We start from the raw sequence: 18,063 nt of genomic DNA, 5'->3' as shown, positions 1-18,063 counted from the left end.
GCCGTCAAATACTTCTTTCCCTGATTACGACCTTGAGGTAGAATTTTCGTCAGGAGAGAGGTGCATGCGTGCGCTTCTCGAAGGGTAGTTCCTTGGTTCTGGCCGACCAGTACACTATTCATACTCAATTTGGTACTGAATTTCCTCGTTAACTACGTTCGATTTCTTAAACGGCCAGGTCATCTAATCGGACGAAGAAAGGTTGACGATGCAATTCACACATCAAACACTCACCAGCACATCCAAGCGGTTCAGCGATTCCCTCAAAGAGATGGGTCTTGAACTGCCCTTTAGCGCGACTCAAAATACATGGGCTCAAATTGTCGTGGGGAAGAATTTCTCTGCCGCGGTAGCTTGCGCAAATGGACAGGGTCACATCTGCGCGGTGCCTATCACGGAGGAAAGTATCCAGGCGAAGCTTGGTGCGCGGAGTCGGGAGGTTGACAGCCAGGCCGCGGCCGACCTATTTGCGAGGGCAATTCGCGAGGACCTGCCAAAGCTTTCAATCAGCATGGCCAAACTTATAACGTTTATTGGAGGTCGCGAACAGACCTGCCTCATTAGCGCCTGCTCGGACCAAACGGGGCTAGGAATTATGGACGCAAAAAATGCAGGCTATCTGCCGGTTAGCAATATGCGTTTCATCGGCGCCGAGGAGCACGAAGTAGCTTGGCTCCGTTCAAGCGCTGACTTGGTCGCCATTACTGTCAACACTTTGGCGGGAGTGGATACGCACCAGAGCCTTGAAATATTCGCCGCTAATTCTCGAGCGGGCAATAAGAAAGAGGACGAAGTCTTTGCTCGGCATTTCGGTGCCCTAATTGAACCTTGCAGCCAAGCTATTGTCGAGCAGATTCTGAAGTCCTTTGACCCTTTGTCGGCGAAAGAATGGGCGGTGGACTTTGACGATGTTCGGGACATCGTCTTTGATGTTTTTGAGCGTGAGCGAGGCGACGATGGGCACAATTGGTTGAAGCCAGAATGCGCGCTCGGGGAGGCAATGATTGACCATCTTGCGGCACGGCTCCGTGAAACCTTGAAGTGGCTGAGAGACCAGGCGAACGATGGGGCGGAAAGCGATTCTCCGTTAGAGTCGTTAATGCAAACAGCGAAACTGTCGATGCGGAAAATTCTCAGCGTCCAGGTTAATTAACATCGACTCGTTCTCTTAGGCTATTCCACGGTGAATAAGTAAGCTGGCTCGTCATCTTGCCGTGGAATGGCTTTGTCGAAAAAATGCCCGATGCGCGCCTGAATCGCGACCAGGCAACCGTCCGGTTGCTCGACCTTGTACTCCTGCCAGAGCCCAGAGTCACGCCTTTGCGGCGCAGTTCGTTGTGCCTCGTCGGCCAGGCAGGCGCCGGCCGTTGCACGGACGACAGCTAGCAGGGCGGGAACAGCAGCCGTTTCAGGGCCGCGTCATCGAAATTGGGTGGCAAGGGTGAACCCAATCCTGCCAGCTTAGCGCGAAAAAACGCATTCACGAGCGACTCTCCATGCCTCCTGGGCGTCGTGACGCTCTTGCACGCCGACGGGCTAGCGGCTTTCGTCTCCTGACGCTGTAGGGCTTCGAAGCCGTAACGCCGGAACTGTCTATGCTATGTGAGCCAACGATTTCTTATGTCGAGCTTGACCTTCCTGACGCACTTTCCATACCCTACAATCTGTAGAAGGAATAGCCTATGGTTGGCCACGCCTTGTGTTTGCTCACAGGATGAATTGACGGCGGTTCCGGCACCAAAGTCAAAGGATTTGACGCACGAGTTAGACGTGCCGGACCAGATTTATCTGACCTATCGCGTAAGCCGAGAACCTACAAGCGATTGAAACAATTGCAATATATCGACTTTGGTCCTCCCACTGCTAATGGCCGAGAGGAAGTCGTCAAATCGCATCGACACGCTCTCGCCCCTTCGCGGATTTAATAGCAAAAAATCGCGCCATTGCTCGCCGCGTCCCTCAATGTCCGCCGCATAGCTTAGGAGCCAATATATGGCAACCTGTCGGTAGTCCGACGCCGAAAAGCGTTTGGCTGTGCACTTGACTTCGATTAGAGTGAGTCCGAGAGCAAAGTCGCCATTTCCGTTCGAAATCCACTCTAGTCCTGGAATTCCGGGACGCAATGTGATTGGCATACTGGCGGCGATGCTTTCTGCTTGGAGTGCATTTGACAGATTTCGGCCGACTATCTCGGCCAACTGTTGGTCCGCTGCTTCGAATTGTGCGGGAAGCTTCGCATCAAAGTATACCGTCTGCCTCCGGAGGGCCGTCGCGGTACATTCTGGCCAGTCGAGTACGGCTCCAGTTAGAAGTTGCTCTGCAACCGCGTATCCTAGCTCGAACAGCATAGCTTTCTGTAGCTTTGACTGGCAAAGCAAGGCGGAAGGTAATGGCTGTACCTCGAATTGAGTGGCGTTGGAGTTGAAGTGTGCGACTATCCCGGGCGTAAGCTGCGGAAAAACCTCATCAAAAATTCCAGGGATGTCGCGCGCGACGGTACGAGGGTCAACCTGCACTTTTCACCTCCGACGCCCAAGCTTCATATACGGCAGCAAATCGTGGCTCACCTCCCCGAGGATGTTTTTTGAGTTTCTCCTTATCTTTCTTCTCGTCCAATGGCACCTCAACTCCCAACGCCCATGCTTGCGAAATCGCGTGGCGGAACTGGCGCCGAGCTGCCTCACCTTCGTCGCCAAATTTATACGTGGCAAGCCAGAAGAGGCGTTGCCCCTCAGCTGTCATCTGTTGCCAGCGATTGCGCAGCTGATTGAAAGCAGCTCTATCCCCCCAGTTTCGCCAGCAGTCTAGACATGCGCGTCGAACGGTGTCGTGTTGGGTGGTATCGTATAGATTCCGAATGTACCGAACACGTTGCGCGGTGCTGCGAAATCGCAGGCAGCGCAAGTAATGTAGTAGGCTGGTGTCAACAATAAGGAGATGTGCCGAATGCTCTGGCACGGCATCAAGCACGGAATCGATGCTGTCGTGGATGGTGACAAACCGAACGTCGGCGCGTAAGTTCGCGATACCGCGCATGATTGTGGAGAATGACGAACGAAATGCGTGAAGATTCTGGCCCTTCAACAAAGTAGATGCGATGTCCAGTGCTATTTCTGGTTCATGTAAACGCATCGTTCGACCAATCTGAGCAACTAGGAAGGTGTCAGGAAGGGCCTTCTCGAGTTCTCGATTGAGCAAACGGCGAACCTCAAGTGTTTCTACCGTCTCCTTGAGCGATTCATAGTCCTCCGACGGCGTGTCGGAGTACGGGTCAAACTTTAAGTCGATTGTCCGAAGTTTGCCCGCCTCATCATCGCCGGCTCCAAGTTGCGAACGAACGTAATCTCGATAGTGCTTCGATGAGAGCAAAATGGTTTTCGATTTGTTCAAGCTCAAACCATAGTCCATTAAACACTGCGCCAGCACTCCCAGCACGCGGTAACCATCAGCGGTGTCGGTGGCAATCAAAACATAATCATCGACGTAACGATTCCAATTTATGCCGGCTGCAGAGAGCGCGCAATCGACCTGATTGAGAAATAATTCAGCGAGAATACGAGCACCTTGTCCTCCAACAGGAAGCCCGAATGACCTTCCGGCGGAAATTTTTGCAAGTAACCCATTAACCTGCTTGGACACCCGCTCACAATCTCCCCCGAGGTCGTTAATAAAGTTCTCAATGTAATGATGAGATACATGTTCGTAGAAGCTAGAGATATCTGTCTGGACAATGACTGCGTTCGGGCCGGCATCGTCAGCGGCGGAGACCGTACTCTCCTTGAATGCCCGCCACGAACGGGTCGGGTCAAAAAGTTGCTCATCCCCATCAGGCAGATATCTGTACGAGTGGGCATTGGGTTCACGTCGAGGCTCTATTGCCTCCGCTATCGCGATGGACAAGCCGTTCAAATAAATATTCCAAAAGGTTTGAATTTTGGTAACTACTCGAAAACCCGCTGGTCCTGACGGTGCGATGAGCCGTTCGCTAAGGACGTGCATTGCAGCGATTCGCTCTTGATTCTCTTTCGCTGGCCCGTCCCGCAACTCTTGGTAAAAGCCGAACGCAATGGAGCCAAGGGCTGCGGCCTGGTCGCCGCAGAACCTAACGTCTAAATCGAATGGCAGCGTGTCGTTGTCGCCGTGTGCAGCCATCTCACGCGCAGCACGCTCAAAGTGGTTTTGGAGTGGTTTTAGCAATGAAGTGCCCCATCATTTCATTAAACTCGAACCACGGTGCAGCTAAGCCTACGTGCATTTGCCACGTTCTGGATTATCTGGTGGTCTTTAACGAGGATAACAGATTGCAGATAGAAAAAGTCGACCTTAAAATGATAATAGGTTTCATGAAGATGAAGACCTATATAATCCTTTCCATCACAGACTAATTGCCATAACAGGGTGCGGCCCAAGCGGTAAGCCAAACCGCTGACGTAGCATATGAACTTGCCCACCAGACTGCACGGAAGAGTTTCTACGCGCTCCAAGATGCAAGAAAATCCGCTACGCGGGGTGCGCCGGAAGATGGGCCGAGGAGGCAAGGAACTGAGATTGAATGATATTTAAGCAATTAATTCGATGAGGGATATACAGGTAGTATGCCCCTCATGTTTTGACACCGATTGCTATTCCCTCCAGTCACGCGCGGTTGACGCATCCAGCATCCGCCCCATCTAGGCGCCGCGCTCATCATTGTGGGCAGTAATTTCAACTTCACCTCGGGCCGGATATTCCCGTGGCCATTCGCGTCTCCTTGTAATCTATTGATTCCTCCACTGCATAGCAGATTTCCTCACGAAAGGCGATTTCCAAACATGCCACAATCCCGCTCACTACATCAATCAGCTACTCAAACTAACCCTTTGGCTCTAATTGTGACCTGGGGGGCAGGTGAAGAGACGCTCGACATTCAGACTATCGAAGCTGCACTAGCTGTCCTCAAACCAGGTACCGACGTGACAATAGAGACTACAGAGTTCCGCACCGAAGAGGCGCGTGATGTTGTCTACGAGCCCAAGCTGGCTCGGATGCCGGATGGATTTACCCTGACTTACACAAATGAGGGCCACTGGGTCGATGACATCGGTGAACTGCGGTCAGCTGATGGAGACTTGGGTACGGCCCACTACCGAAAATTCAATGTGGCCGGCAAATCTAAATGGGTTTGTCAGTGGGTCGGAGATAACAATCCACAGATGCAAATTGAAATAGTATGCAAACTTTCGGATGAGGTTCGAGACCGAAAAGAGGTCAAGGCACTCGTACGGGACGCACGGTTCAGAAATCTAATTCTTGGAGATAATCCGCACTGCCTCGTGACTGGTGAAACCGATAGACGAGTACTCGAAGCTGCACATATTTGTGACGTAAAAAATGAAGGCAGTGATAGTTTTGAGAACGGCATCGTTCTCCGGGCCGACCTGCACAGGCTCTTTGACAGGGATATTTTGACCATCAGCAATGATGGTAGATTTTCAATGAGTCCGGTCTTGGAATCGTACAATTACCTTTTTGACGAAGCCGGAAAATCTTGGAGGCGTGAAACGCTAATAATGCATGAAGACTTGAATCGATATGTCCAAAACATCGATAGGCGCAATGCTAAGCGCGTGAAGTGAGCTGCTACGCAGGTGTATAGTATTGGCCCCGTCGACAGCTTGGCCACGCGGCGAACCAACCACCGGATATGCTTGCACGACCCGTGGAAATCAACCTAAACTAGACCGGTTGTCAATTTAAGCGAATATGCACGCTGTGACAGAGTGTGAACATTTCTCCGTGGCAAGATGATATCTTCGGCAGGAGCTTACCTAGTGGAAGCGAAAATTTCGGCCTAGGCTAAAAGATTAGTAATAATGATTTAGGTACCGGGAGTATGTGGCGCTTCACCGGTGCCTATAAAGTAAAAATTCAGGGAATGAAATGGCTAACGGCACGAAATTACAATATCTGCTTGACACAAATGTTCTCCTTAGAAAGCCGATGCTCCTCGCGCGCAGTGACGCTGCTGAGCTATTTTTAATTCCAACCGTCGCTATTAACCAACTCTCGAATCGCGGCCACGGAATGAGTGCCGGACCACTGCATCGTGTCCTTTTTGCAGCCTCTAACTCTGGCGTGGAAGTAATTGAGTCATCTCACACGTCGCCGCTGTATTTACCTACATCAGATAACTTTCGCCTTGACGAGTGCGACGTAGCAATTCTAGAGGTACTTCTAGAGTTGCAATCTGACACATCGCGTACAGTATGTCTCGTCACAGAAGATAGACTTCTGCGCAAGGCTGCGATTCAGCTTGGACTAAAGGCAATTTCGCTGGGTGAGTTACAGGAAGCTCTTGATAAGCCGACAATGAAAGGCGCCCAGGCCCCGGATACCGCCACTAATTTCGAGGTCGAAGAGCAGGTTAAGAAGTATGAAAAGTTTGAACTCTCCAATATTAAACGAGTGATTGCGATTGGCGGTTTAGCTATAGGAATCGCGGTTGTTGTTTGGTACAAGTATCAGCAAATCTTTTCCCTATTTGCGGCGATACCGCATGTCTTTCTTGCTTTGGCAGCTCTGGCAAGCGGTACGCTGTTGTACTGGTTTCGTCAAAAATATCGGCCATCGTACGGGATGGTCGAGACCGTGATTGGAGTTTGGATTTCGGTCAACGCGTTTCCTTTGCAGCTTGGAATTGACGTGGTTGCCTCTGGTCTTCAGGTTCTAGGTGGGCTCTATGTCGTAGTCCGCGGACTGGACAACGTCGGCAATGGTCTAAAGGGAACTCGCTACGCACCAATATGGCAGAAATTCTTTGGGTAGTCCTCGATTTGCAAACACGCGGGCTTCTCAAAAGGTAAATTCTATAAACCTCACTTTTCATGCGCGCGAGAGTCATTGATTCGTATCTTGCCAGTTTAAGAAAAGAGAGCTCACCAGGAGCGCCCTAAATAGCTTACCTGCAGCCAATAGTGACTCGGGTTTGCCGTTGTAAGGTGGCGACTGGCTTGGGTTTAAGGTGCGTCGCCGACGGACTATGATGGGGTGGCGGAGATGATAGCATTGTTAAATAATTATTCAGGGCCGGTGGGTGGTGTGGCCCAAAAAGCGACTGTGTACCGGTCGCATTCTTTGCCACGTTGGCTGAGGCTATCCTTGACCGTCTGGTTCACGCCACCCACCAAATCAATTTAAAAGCGGATTTGCTGCGGAAAAGGCGGGTCAATTTGACAAGCTTGTCCCGTCTGGAGTAAAACCAAATCCCATGCCGTTGCGCCCAGAGTGTCCCATTTGGTCTGGAACGATTTTCCAGTTTGCGGTGGAACAGGTTTCTAGATTATCTGGAATACGCATCGTCGTCACAGTTGGCACCAAGTAGTCGGCCCAATTCGAGGCGACTCCTGGTATCGTACGCAACTCGCCCTAGGATTAGCCCAAGTATTCCAGATAAAACATTGAGTCTTTCTGGAATACTTTCCACAGCCGGTCCAGCCGTTTCTACCATGCCGTACGCGCGATTTCCAACCTGGCGATGATTGGTGCGAGGGTTTCGATGGCGCGGTTAGCCTTAGCTGGCAAGGTCGACTAATACGCAAATTGACGATGAATTTAAGTATTAAGAGATTTCGTGCACCCGCATTCAGCATAGTTGCTGGTTTGCAGATGCTTTAGCCAGCAAGCCATGGCTGACCGGGCTGCAACTAAAGATTATTGAGGAGGCGTCTAAGGTCTTGGTTAGAGCCGAACTCAGATAATGCTTCGGTGACGAGACTCCGAATGGTAATGGCGGGCCCACCACCACCTTGGTTTAATAGTCGCAGAGCAGAATGCCAAGCCGCGCAGCCATTACTGCCAAGTTTTAAGGTAGCAACGTTACCACCTGCCCGAGACCAGATTTCCTGGTCCAAAGGTCCCTGAGGATATAGCGAAGCTAACAGCTCTTCTAGTTCACGAGGATTTGTCGAGATGGTTGGCGGTGGTTCTGCCACTTGGTTTTCCGCAGACTTGAGAAAACCTCCTTTGCGCAATGACACAGGAAAATTATCCTGCGTGCGCGTGGTCAGTATGGGGTTCTGCTTAGAGTAGGCAGCAGGAACAGTCTCTGACAAATAATGGAATAGGTCCAAGACTCGAATTAGCCCATCAGAACGGTCGTCCACGGCTCCTTGAAGACCTTTAAGAAGAACTTCCGTAAAAAGGCTGTTGCGATGATTTGGAAGGATAACGGAGCTTTCCTCAGATGCGCTTGCTGAAATGATGACTCTACCTTTACCTTGCGCCAGCGCTTCAAGCTTCGGGCCACCGAACGCCCATTTGGTGAGGTTTTCGGTGTTTCCCTTGAGCGAGGCGGCGGCCCCCGAGTGGCAGGCATCAACGAGAACCAGTAGCCGTCCTGCGGGAATTTGGTTAAGCTGCTCGGAAAGCTCCTCAGCTTCTATGCCGGTCTCGCGTGGTAGAGAAGTGTCGAACTCAGGAGGACACAGATACGTTCCAGGGTCTCCCCCAGTGGTCCATTGCGCGCCGTGACCGGAGAAGTAGACAACTACCGTATCACCAACCTGCGAATTCGCCGCCAGTTGTTTGAGGCCATCCAAGATGGCCGTGCGAGATACTTCGGCGTTGCGAAGAACTTGTACGTTATCGACCGGATAGCCGCAATGGGCGGGACTGGTGAGAAGTTTCGCGACATCGTCCGCGTCTGATATTGGGGCGGAACCGAGCGAAGAAAGTAAGTCATATTTGCCGACTCCAATAACGAGGGCTCTACCATTTTGAAATGTTTTGTTCATGATTTTATTCTAGCACGTGACTATCTCGCAGCATCTTCAGAACAAGGTTTCCGCTGAAGTCCCGCAGGGCGATGCGCAGGAGGTCAGATGCTGACGGACCGAGACCTGCACGCACTTGCTTAATGCAGCGATGCCACTGTGCGAGTCCATTACCTTCTGCGATTAGCTGATTATCTTTGCCTCCGCTGCGACTCCAAAATTCTTGGTCGGTGGGGCCATGTGGGTAAAGCTCTGACAAAGACTCTTCAAACATTTTCCAGGCATCGTCTGTGGAAATTTGACCCGGCCTGCCGGTTCGAAAACTCACCGCCCAACTATCCCAGACACCCATGACACCCACGCACTCTTTAGCGATTACTAAGAAGTCGTCGCGGAAGGAGCTATGGCTAGCCGCCCGCGATGCCGCCGACGTCCATTTCCGGGACTGAATCAGCTTTCCTATGGCAGCAGCAGGAGCTGGTGGAAATCGATAAGCGGGTGTATGCGCTAGTGAATCTAGAAGATTGGCGCATTCGTCGTCATTTACAGGGTAAAGCGTATCGATGATTTTAATGAAATTCAAATGCGCATTTTTCGCCAGAGACGCCATTAAAGGCCCTGCCTTAAGAGCGGACCTGACTTCGCTGCGTAGTGGCTCCTCGATGGCCGCTGCACTGACTTGGCTGTCCAATACGGCTGCAAGCCAAGCCTTGGCGGTTTGCCCGACGATTTTTGCAACCAGCGAGTCGGGTATGAGCGTCCAGGCATGCTCTCTGTTTGGAACAAGCAGCAGGTCCGCGAGTTCAGCTCTAGCTAATGCCCCCCAGATTCGTTCCGACCGTTCGCCACGCTGGATAATGGTTTGAAGCCCTTGAATTCTGTTTTCTATCTCGTTCCCTACTTTCGAGCCACTCATAATTACTTTGTCCAAGATGTCAAACCACACTGACGAACTCCAAATGAAGTTACGCAGAAGTCTTGGTTCATTTTTGACGACATCCGCTGCGAGAACCGTAACCTCTTCAATATCCTCGCGGACTGCAATTTCTATGAGCTCACTGGGCGCAGCCCTTGAAAGGGCGGACTCTACAGCGGTATGCCGAGCTGTCTTGGGTGGGCAATATTTCAATACATCGAGCAGAGCCCGAGAAGCGCCGTAGCGGGTGGCTAACGCAATTCCGCATAGCTGCCACGCTCCGCGCTTCGCGCTCTCTTCAGCGACCGCGTCGATTGTGGCGGTGGATAGTCCTAAGAAAACAGTATTCGTCAATCCATCGAGATGACCTTTGGCATCAAAGAGATTTAGTACTGGTAAAAGGCTCTCTGGATGCTTGTCGATAGTCTCCCATGCCAGACAGCCGATGCCTAAGCTATCGGGTTTAATCGTGTCGGTATAGCCGGCAAGTACGTCGGTATTCCACCAAACTTGTTGCGCTGCTCCGCGGACCGCTTGGTCAAAAAGCTGGCAATCGTCATCGGTCACATTTAATTCGTCAACGCGATTACGAATCCAATCTTTCAACGTATTGCTCAGCCTATTTGCATCAAAACGCTCTAACTGTAAGTTGCGCATTGAGAGAACGTCGGTCGGCCTCCACTTGAAAGACGTCTTCACGAGCCTGTCTAACGCAGACTGGCGCACTTCGCTGGCTTGTTGCGAATCGCCCGACTTGGCAGCTAATAGACGAACCAGCCCTATCGCGTCACTGACACCGTCCGGATTTTTCCAGAGACGGAAGGCTTGCTCCAACAAAATAAGGGAGGATGCAGACCGCAAATCGAAGGCAACCGCTTCACCGAAGTCCAACAATGGTCGGCCTTCGGGCATATTTAAAAGCGCAGCAACACCGGTGCTTAGAGGGTTATCTGAAGCTGAAAGCAACTGCTTTTGGGGATATCGTGAGGCCAACTCGGTCGGAATGGCGACTGCGGCACAGGGTACCGAGTCTTCCACGGTGAAGCTCAAACTGAAAAGGATTTCGCGTCGCATCGGACGAGGAACAACCTGTAGCAAGCTGAGCATGATGTCGTCGAACCCCGACTGCCCGACATGGATGGCTGGCAGTGGCCTACCGGAGATTAGTGCACCCGCCAATTCTAGCAACAGCGGTTTCTTTATGTTCACTGGCGGCTCGTAAGCTTCGGCAGTTGCTTCAAAGGGCGTACGTTCGACAGAATCCTGGGATTCACGCAGATTGTTAGCCAACGCGGCAAAGTCCGGCACAAGCGGCAGCTCGCTTAAAGGGATAAATGCAGCGACCGAATCGACCATCCCGGCTCTTGTAGTGTCGCGGCTGCTCCTGGTATAAATAAGGACGAAGTAACCCTCACTGATGGCTGTGCGAAAGTAAGGCTGCCATTGCAAACCTGTCGGAGCATTTCCAGGGAGGTCTGTGAGCCAAGCTGCTTGTCGAAAGACGGTTTGCAGACTAGGCTCCGTTGAGGACAGGAGTGAGTGTCCGCCTTTGGGGCCATACCACGCTTTATGAATACGCATTAGTCGTATACAGCTTTTGCAAGTTCGGCAATAGGCATAGTGAGGTCTGTCGTTTGTGTTCCATCAGCACAAATCGCCCACCCCATATGTTCCGCACCTTTGAAGATGAAGTCTTTGTTTGGAGATTCTTTCGTAAGAGAGACTCCCGTTGCGGAGAGGCCGAGGATTAGAATGTCGCTTTTGTCCCAATTGTTTTCCAAAAAACTTGCAAGGAGCGGTAGTTTTTCGCGCAGCACCTCTGCAGGCTTTGTTCCTTTTGGGAGTTTTAGCTCATCCCAGCACGTCAGAAGCACCGCAAGTGCTGGTTTCTCTTTGCCTGTCCGTGAACGGCGTGCGTAAAGCAGCATTTGCAGCAGTTCGACAAGACGTGCTTGCGCAGAGCGTTCAATCGGAAATCCTTCTGGACGAGAGGATTTCAGGTCTCCAAGCGGTCTCGAGAATATGTCATCTGCCAACGGCGCACTCTTGGGTCGAACCAGCAATACCCATCCATCCGCAGACTCGACTCGCTGATGCCATGAGGCTGGAACAAGCCGTTCGTCCAAGAGTGAGCTTACCTGCTCGCCTGCATAGTCTGGCCAGCTCAAATCAATCGCCACATGGGCTTCGGTTACTACAGGCAGAATGGTCTCAGTGTAGCTTCCTGCCGCTGTATGCGCTCCTGGAACTCCTCCGCTGAGTGACTGAACAACGTCATCAAACGCTGCCAAATCAAGCGCTGCACCGCGCATCCGCAACATCCCTGTTTCGGCATTCAAACGACCTATAAGTTGTGCGCCGTAGTGGCTCTTGCCAACATTGGATTCGCCAAAAACAGCAATGTTAAGAGGGTTATCAGGCATAGACTCCTCCCAGTTGACGTAACATGTCCCGTTCGGGCTGTGTGCCGGACGCGGTTGGAAAGGGCGCCTCCGGTACTGTCAGCACCCATTCTAAAAGTTCAACCAATCCCTGCCCGTTGTTGTAGGGGCCCTGTCCAGGGGCGGAATGCATGCTTACCTTGAATGTCTGATAGCTACCGAGAACCAAGTCCGCCGCTTGAATCACTGCCTTCTGCATTTCTGGTTCGACGTCTACGTCTGCCTTTGTCCATACTAAAGCGACAGGTCGACCGCACCGCTCAGCAGCTACACGCCGAAGTAGCGAAACCAAGTTAGACCTTGCCACGCCTAATTTGGGTCCGGCCAGCGCCTGGGAATCCGCCACAACAATAAGGATATCTGACGCGTTGGAAAGCCAAAGTGCGCCAGTTGCATCATCCGCATCGCGTCGCACTGCCCAACGGCTGAACCATTCGCCAGGAGTGTCAGCGAAGAGGATATCGCGTCGGACTCCATGAATGTTCAAATCCAGATGTAGGAGACCTGGATGCCGGCCCGCTCCACTAGATGTATGCGCTGGAAACGCAGGGCCGTGCGCTGAGTTCCAACGAAGGCTCCCTGCAATATTCTCCCAACCCTCCAAGGTTAGTGAGCCGGCGAACGAGATGCCATCAGGGCAGATGCCACGCCCGACTAGCAGATACCAAGCGCCAAGCAGGGAAGTTTTACCGCTGTCAGAGGCACCAAGTATACCTACAAGCCGCGTTCTGGCTCTACCTGCCAGGAACGCGGTGTCCATAGAGCCTAAAGCATTGCCGGTCCACGGCAACTTTGCACCATCCTCTACCGCACCGGATGCTTCGCGCACTTCTGCGTCACCTTTCTTCTGCCAGTGCTTGCAAAGGTGAGGCGCGGATTCTCCTTCGAGACATCCAACCTCGTTGGGAGCGATGCAGGCTAATTGAGCACAGAGCCCGTTCACGCTTCCTCCGTGGTTTCAGTAATCTCATCTGGTCTAGCCAAAGCATCCAATACTTTGACTTCCCGTAAGAGCCAGATTGACCATTCAGCGAGTGTCATGCTCATTTCCGGTGCGACGCTCATCTGGGATAGCTCTGCTCTCCCAGATAGAGATGAGTTCGCTAGCGCCTGAATAAACAGACTTCTAGTGCCCGAATCCATGCGCTGCTCTTGGAGCCATTCATTACCGAGAACTTCCGGAAACTTCATTAGAGCCTCTAGCAAGTCCTTGGTACTGATATGCTCTTCGTTTTTGCTACCTGCGACTGCGAGCACTGCTTCGGTTACTAGGGATTCGACTGCCGGCGGATAGACCTCCGGCAGCAGGTCCGCAACGTCAAATGCCGTGTGAAGTGCCACAAGCGGCAACTTCAATTGGCGATACGGGGTAGCTGCGGTCTTGGAGTACAGGGCTTGCCGCCACCATAGCAGGTTGTTTGAAATGTTCAGTTGATTGCTGCGCGCCTGTTCGGAGCGGACGAACTCGTTTAGTTTCGCTACGACTGATTCACCGAGTGCCTTAAATGCTTGAGCACTTGCCTTCAGCGCAGCGTTAGCGGCCTTGTCATGGACGTCCGCAAGAATTGGAGCCATACGGTCCGCGAAATCATACGACCAATTCTGCTGCTGATTAGACCAGTGGGGATTAGGGTTTGGAAGAGAGTTGCCGTCTCTCTGGTTTGGCCCCGCTGAAGCGGCCACCTCTTTGTACCAGGCGGTAGGTTCCGTAGCTTTTAGAACAGGGATTGTCGGTGCCTTCAGGGCTGGGCTGGGTGCAGAGGGCGAATTAGTTGGCCACAGGCGCGCTACGCGTTCCGATTTGATTTTACCCGCTTGGTCCAAAATCTTCGACAAAATCTTCTCTTCCAGACCAACATTCAAGTGCGGTAACACGTTGGTGCCAATTAAGTCCACAGCAACCGCCAATGTACCTTGCTGCTCCATGGCTCCCATAACCGCTTCGAGAATAATGGCGCGGTACAGAGTTAGTGGCTCGTCTTGGAAGGCCGCGCGAAAAGTAGGCCAGTGTTTTTGCAATAGCTCACCGATATCAAGAAGGGATTGATGTGGGGCTGCAACGGGGTCCCACGCGGCGAGGAGTGATGCTACGGCGGCTTTAGGATTTCGTGCATACTGTTGAGCCAGTTCATTGGCTGCGTCAAACAATTTTTCAAGGCGAGAGTCTTCTGCTCCGATATTCAATAATCGTAGGGTCAGAAAGTCCTGCAGTACGCTTGTTTGCATTTTTCGCTCCGGGCTATTAGCTGGCAATTTCATTGGTTTAGTATCATACAGGCAACCTCCATTTCTGTACGAGTTTTCACAGCTACTACTGGCACAGCTTGGAAGAAATTAGGGGCTGAGGACCGCGGGTGGGTCTACGGCGCCACGAGAAAATCAACACTAATTGGCAGACGGGTTTTTCAAGCCTAACCGTAAAGATAGTCTAGTCCATGCCTGCCAAATGAGGCCGTGCCATGGCGGCACCGTACTTGGTGGCGGCAACTCTTCCAGTAAAAGACTGGGTGCTACCCAGTACTTGACGCTCCACCAACCATTTGACGATAGTTCGTCGGACCGCATGACGCTCCGTTCCACGCGTGCGCCTTGTCCAAGAAAGTTTGAAGAAAGCGCAAGCATGACCGAACGGCTAATTGACTTCACTACTTTGCGTGCCGACCCGTTACCTTGTTCCAGAGTCCAGAGGTGTTGAGCGCGAGCAGGCGCTACGGCCCTTATTTGGGGCCGCCACCGACTATTTTGACCTCGACACGAATTCGATTTGAATGACCAAAATTCCGCCAAAACTTGAGCCTTGTTTGACGCACGGCGCCGGTTCAAGCTGAGCGACGCGGAAATTCAAATGGCTCGTGAGCTGGGATTGAACCCAAAGAAATTCGGTTCCTTGGCAACCGAGAAGCAACAACCATGGAAGCTCCCTCTTAGAGTCTTTATCGCCGAATGCTATGTCAAACGCTTTAAGCGCGAGCTACCGGAGCTCGTGCGGGCCCTCGAGCAGGTAATCGACACAGAAGATGATTTGCGACAACCATCAAATGGGCTAACGGGTACTTGGTCTTAAACCCTTTGCTAGAAGTCACAGTCGCGGCTAGGCATGCAGGGTCTTCTCGGCCACGCCGGCCTTGCAATCGAATTAACCCGTGATGCGGAACAGTTCCTTATCCTTGCCATCAAGCCAGCGCGGCGCACGCCCACGGCCAGTCCATGTCTCTCCCGTTTCCGGGTTCTTAAATTGCGCTGCGACTGTACCCTTGGCTTTTGCCGGCTTCGCACGACTTCCGGCGGCGAGGTCCTCCACGGTAATTCCATGCAAGTGCATCAGTTCCTTGATTTTCTGAATCGCGCCACTGATTTCATCTTTTCGAGCCGCCTCGGCCAGGGATTGCAATTTCGCGATTTGTTCAACATACTCTGCGTACGACGTCATACTGTCTCCAATGGGATAGGTGATTCAAACGGTTGAATATACGCGAAATATAGCATAAGCATTGGGGAAACGGTAAGCTCGAAACTTCTATAATTGGTAGAGCTGAAGGTAGATATAATGCGGGCCGTATGTATTTTCTGATGAGTATTGCCTTTCTTCTCGGTCGCTACCGCTAGAAATCGACCAGAAGTTCTCATAGAATTTTTGTTACAGTAATAGTGAAAATAAGGTGAATATTTGACCTTTAAATGAAAATGAGGTATGGATATGGAAATACTGCACGTTCGAAGTGAAAGAAGTGATATAGATTTGGGTTTTTCAAAAAAAATCAATGGAAATAGGATAACGCTTTTAACGGGTCCGAATGGGTGTGGAAAAACGGAAATATTGACGGTTCTTGCAAGCGCTTTCAGAGAAAAAAAATTGTTACCAAAGGAGCATTACGTTTGTTGGCGTCGCGCGGAAAAAATTTTTGATACATATGCCCGCCACGATGGAGCTCAAGAGTATCCAGAACGAATAATTGCTCAAACATTCAGCCCATTTTCGCGTTTTCCGGCAACCCTCAAAGAAAAAACAACGCTAACCGATGTATATTCTTTGGGGAGAAGTAACGAAAATAGATATGTCACTATCGGGTTACATAGGTCATCGAGGTTTTGGGGGGCTAATCTTGGGCGTCAGACGTTAAAGGAAGCTATATATCGTCTTAGTGAGTCAGTGGGTCAGGTCGGTGTTATATCTAAAGTGCTTTTAAAACTAGGCTATCTAGATGAGATAAATTTTCACTTCAAATTGCTGCCTCAGCTGATAAAAATAAAAATAAAAGAAAAAGATGACCGTCTGAGTGCCGCCGTTGAATTGCTTGAGGATGCCGTGAATAATGCTAGAAGTCTAAAATTTAAAGCGCCGTTAGTTTCGGAGTTGAGACGACATGGTATATATGGTGTTGCTGAACTTATTTTGGAAGCCGTGGAAATAATATCAGAATTTGAGAAAAGCGATTCCTCGTATCAGTACAATGTGAAATTTACATCGGAACGTCGCATTAAAGATTTCTCTATTATTCAATCTTTCGCGCTTCTTGAGCGTCTAAATTTGCTACGTTTAGAATCTTGTCTTTTGACTAGAACTAATGGTGGCACGATGGACGTAGCGAACGCTAGTTCGGGGCAGCAACAGATGCTTTGCTCAATTATTGGCCTGGCCACAGCAATTCGAGATGATTCATTGGTACTCATAGATGAGCCGGAATTAAGTCTCCATCCTCAATGGCAACAGCTCTTTTTGGAATATTTGCAGGCAGTACTTCTTCCTTTTAGAGATTGCCACATTTTCGTCGCGACGCATTCACCACTTATTGTCCAGGGCGCTAGGACATTAGGTATTGATGTAGTTGCTCTTGGGAATCGAGAGCTTGCCGAACCAAAAGGGCCGGCAGACAACTCGGTGGAAGAAACACTAATGGACGTGTTTGAGACACCAGTACCGTTTAGTTCGCATTTAGCTAATAAAGTTTTCAGTATTGTTTCCCTGGTAGAGGAAGAGGCGCTCGAAAAACCAAATTCGAAAACTCAAAAAATGGAGGCAGAGGCTGAGCTCAAGGCATTACAACGATTGTACAGTTCTGCGATGGTTCGTGACGATAAATCATTAGCTTTATTAAATGATGCATTGGAATTGGTGCAAATGGACCCCTACAGTAATGAGGTAAAAAGCGACACTTCAAACGATGAATAAAATACGCCAGCGCGTGGCAATTTTACCCACGCTGAAGAAAATTACTCCGGCAGAACATCAAGCATTGAAAGTTCAGGGGGCATTAAATAAGAAGTTTTGGAATATAAATACTCCTCCATTCGGGAAAAGTATAACTGATTTTCGTGAAGAAACAAAAAACCATTACTATTTTGCTCAGTTGCGTGCTTGTTGCTATTGCAGTATTGAACTTGTATCGCACCAGGGTACTTTTGATGCGGAACATATCATTGATAAAAATATGTTTCCACAGTTTATGTTTGATTTTTCAAATCTCGCAGTTTCGTGTAAAACTTGTAATGGCGCAAAAAGTAATGCATCCGTGCTTGCTTCCCTTGTCGCACCCTTGAGTGTTCCATTAGCTTCAGACGACTATATAATAGTTCATCCTCACATAGATGAATGGGATTATTATTTTTTTTATGATAGCATTGGTAGAATAGTGGCAAAAATAAAAAATGGAAAAGCAGAAAATACTATAAGAATATGTGGAATAAATTACCGTAACGCAGCACGTCTTGCTGACCACTTCTATCCAGCTGGTAATGAAGTGGCGGAGCGGGCATTGAATGGATTTTTTCGTGTGACAAGCAAAACTTGGAAGCGAAAATACGTCGCCATGCTGCGGCAAATGGCCAACGGTTTTAAGCTTTCAAGTGCATTGGCCATAGTAAATATGTTAGAAAAAGAGATATAAATTTATTGAATGATATGACCTCCTTCGGGGGTCCTGTCGATTAAGTGTGGCGGCAAGCATATTATCTCGAT

At 50.4% G+C, this 18,063-nt stretch carries 12 protein-coding genes; 5 read left to right on the top strand and 7 right to left on the bottom strand.

Annotation, left to right across the window (positions count from 1 at the left end):
- Window positions 1-208: 208 nt before the first annotated feature.
- Window positions 209-1,153 carry a hypothetical protein gene (locus LSO07_RS18120; protein WP_151096128.1) on the top strand — a complete coding sequence of 315 codons (945 nt, stop codon included), beginning with the start codon at window positions 209-211 and terminating at the stop codon, window positions 1,151-1,153.
- Between the two features lie 1,352 nt (window positions 1,154-2,505).
- Here the strand turns inward: LSO07_RS18120 and LSO07_RS18115 are convergent.
- Complete coding sequence (locus LSO07_RS18115; RefSeq protein WP_191909709.1) at window positions 2,506-4,152, bottom strand: RNA-directed DNA polymerase; 1,647 nt, start codon at window positions 4,150-4,152, stop codon at window positions 2,506-2,508.
- Between the two features lie 659 nt (window positions 4,153-4,811).
- Between LSO07_RS18115 and LSO07_RS18110 the strand changes: the two genes are divergently transcribed.
- Together LSO07_RS18110 and LSO07_RS18105 are read left to right on the top strand one after the other, a co-directional pair.
- Window positions 4,812-5,615: an HNH endonuclease signature motif containing protein gene (locus tag LSO07_RS18110; RefSeq protein WP_151096118.1), complete on the top strand. Its 804-nt coding sequence runs from the start codon at window positions 4,812-4,814 to the stop codon at window positions 5,613-5,615.
- 304 nt (window positions 5,616-5,919) lie between these two features.
- Window positions 5,920-6,804 carry a PIN domain-containing protein gene (locus LSO07_RS18105; RefSeq protein ID WP_151096115.1) on the top strand — a complete coding sequence of 295 codons (885 nt, stop codon included), beginning with the start codon at window positions 5,920-5,922 and terminating at the stop codon, window positions 6,802-6,804.
- 878 nt (window positions 6,805-7,682) lie between these two features.
- Here the strand turns inward: LSO07_RS18105 and LSO07_RS18095 are convergent.
- The 6 genes from LSO07_RS18095 to LSO07_RS18075 form a co-directional block, all read right to left on the bottom strand.
- Window positions 7,683-8,771, bottom strand: coding sequence for a caspase family protein (locus LSO07_RS18095; RefSeq protein WP_151096112.1), 1,089 nt, complete (start codon window positions 8,769-8,771; stop codon window positions 7,683-7,685).
- 4 nt (window positions 8,772-8,775) lie between these two features.
- Window positions 8,776-11,247 carry a GAP1-N1 domain-containing protein gene (locus tag LSO07_RS18090; RefSeq protein ID WP_225317344.1) on the bottom strand — a complete coding sequence of 824 codons (2,472 nt, stop codon included), beginning with the start codon at window positions 11,245-11,247 and terminating at the stop codon, window positions 8,776-8,778.
- Window positions 11,247-12,089 carry a hypothetical protein gene (locus tag LSO07_RS18085; RefSeq protein WP_151096106.1) on the bottom strand — a complete coding sequence of 281 codons (843 nt, stop codon included), beginning with the start codon at window positions 12,087-12,089 and terminating at the stop codon, window positions 11,247-11,249. The genes LSO07_RS18090 and LSO07_RS18085 overlap by 1 nt, the downstream gene beginning before the upstream one ends.
- On the bottom strand, window positions 12,082-12,867 hold the full coding sequence (locus LSO07_RS28460) for a TRAFAC clade GTPase domain-containing protein (RefSeq protein ID WP_225317469.1): 786 nt from the start codon (window positions 12,865-12,867) through the stop codon (window positions 12,082-12,084). The genes LSO07_RS18085 and LSO07_RS28460 overlap by 8 nt, the downstream gene beginning before the upstream one ends.
- A 179-nt stretch (window positions 12,868-13,046) precedes the next feature.
- Window positions 13,047-14,333 (bottom strand): GTPase-associated system all-helical protein GASH, encoded by a 1,287-nt coding sequence (locus LSO07_RS18080; RefSeq protein ID WP_151096102.1) that lies wholly within the window; start codon window positions 14,331-14,333, stop codon window positions 13,047-13,049.
- 910 nt (window positions 14,334-15,243) lie between these two features.
- Window positions 15,244-15,537, bottom strand: coding sequence for an H-NS histone family protein (locus tag LSO07_RS18075; protein WP_151096097.1), 294 nt, complete (start codon window positions 15,535-15,537; stop codon window positions 15,244-15,246).
- 267 nt (window positions 15,538-15,804) lie between these two features.
- Here LSO07_RS18075 and LSO07_RS18070 point away from each other — a divergent pair, with 267 nt between their 5' ends.
- Together LSO07_RS18070 and LSO07_RS18065 are read left to right on the top strand one after the other, a co-directional pair.
- Window positions 15,805-17,277 carry an AAA family ATPase gene (locus tag LSO07_RS18070; RefSeq protein ID WP_191909708.1) on the top strand — a complete coding sequence of 491 codons (1,473 nt, stop codon included), beginning with the start codon at window positions 15,805-15,807 and terminating at the stop codon, window positions 17,275-17,277.
- Window positions 17,270-17,992 (top strand): hypothetical protein, encoded by a 723-nt coding sequence (locus LSO07_RS18065; protein ID WP_151096089.1) that lies wholly within the window; start codon window positions 17,270-17,272, stop codon window positions 17,990-17,992. Before LSO07_RS18070 ends, LSO07_RS18065 begins: the two co-directional genes overlap by 8 nt.
- Window positions 17,993-18,063: the final 71 nt, after the last annotated feature.

Origin of the sequence: Janthinobacterium sp. PLB04, assembly GCF_021165895.1 — a bacterium.
GTDB classification, from domain to species: domain Bacteria; phylum Pseudomonadota; class Gammaproteobacteria; order Burkholderiales; family Burkholderiaceae_D; genus Janthinobacterium; species Janthinobacterium lividum.
Note: the sequence above shows the minus strand (reverse complement) of the source record. Positions and strands in the feature narration are given on the sequence as shown.

Excerpts from the sequence above, each read along its gene's own strand:
- LSO07_RS18120 (WP_151096128.1), top strand. The coding sequence starts at position 209 with ATGCAATTCACACATCAAACACTCACCAGCACATCCAAGCGGTTCAGC.
- LSO07_RS18115 (WP_191909709.1), bottom strand. The coding sequence starts at position 4,152 with ATGGCTGCACACGGCGACAACGACACGCTGCCATTCGATTTAGACGTT.
- LSO07_RS18110 (WP_151096118.1), top strand. The coding sequence starts at position 4,812 with ATGCCACAATCCCGCTCACTACATCAATCAGCTACTCAAACTAACCCT.
- LSO07_RS18105 (WP_151096115.1), top strand. The coding sequence starts at position 5,920 with ATGGCTAACGGCACGAAATTACAATATCTGCTTGACACAAATGTTCTC.
- LSO07_RS18095 (WP_151096112.1), bottom strand. The coding sequence starts at position 8,771 with ATGAACAAAACATTTCAAAATGGTAGAGCCCTCGTTATTGGAGTCGGC.
- LSO07_RS18090 (WP_225317344.1), bottom strand. The coding sequence starts at position 11,247 with ATGCGTATTCATAAAGCGTGGTATGGCCCCAAAGGCGGACACTCACTC.
- LSO07_RS18085 (WP_151096106.1), bottom strand. The coding sequence starts at position 12,089 with ATGCCTGATAACCCTCTTAACATTGCTGTTTTTGGCGAATCCAATGTT.
- LSO07_RS28460 (WP_225317469.1), bottom strand. The coding sequence starts at position 12,867 with ATGGACACCGCGTTCCTGGCAGGTAGAGCCAGAACGCGGCTTGTAGGT.
- LSO07_RS18080 (WP_151096102.1), bottom strand. The coding sequence starts at position 14,333 with ATGCAAACAAGCGTACTGCAGGACTTTCTGACCCTACGATTATTGAAT.
- LSO07_RS18075 (WP_151096097.1), bottom strand. The coding sequence starts at position 15,537 with ATGACGTCGTACGCAGAGTATGTTGAACAAATCGCGAAATTGCAATCC.
- LSO07_RS18070 (WP_191909708.1), top strand. The coding sequence starts at position 15,805 with ATGGAAATACTGCACGTTCGAAGTGAAAGAAGTGATATAGATTTGGGT.
- LSO07_RS18065 (WP_151096089.1), top strand. The coding sequence starts at position 17,270 with ATGAATAAAATACGCCAGCGCGTGGCAATTTTACCCACGCTGAAGAAA.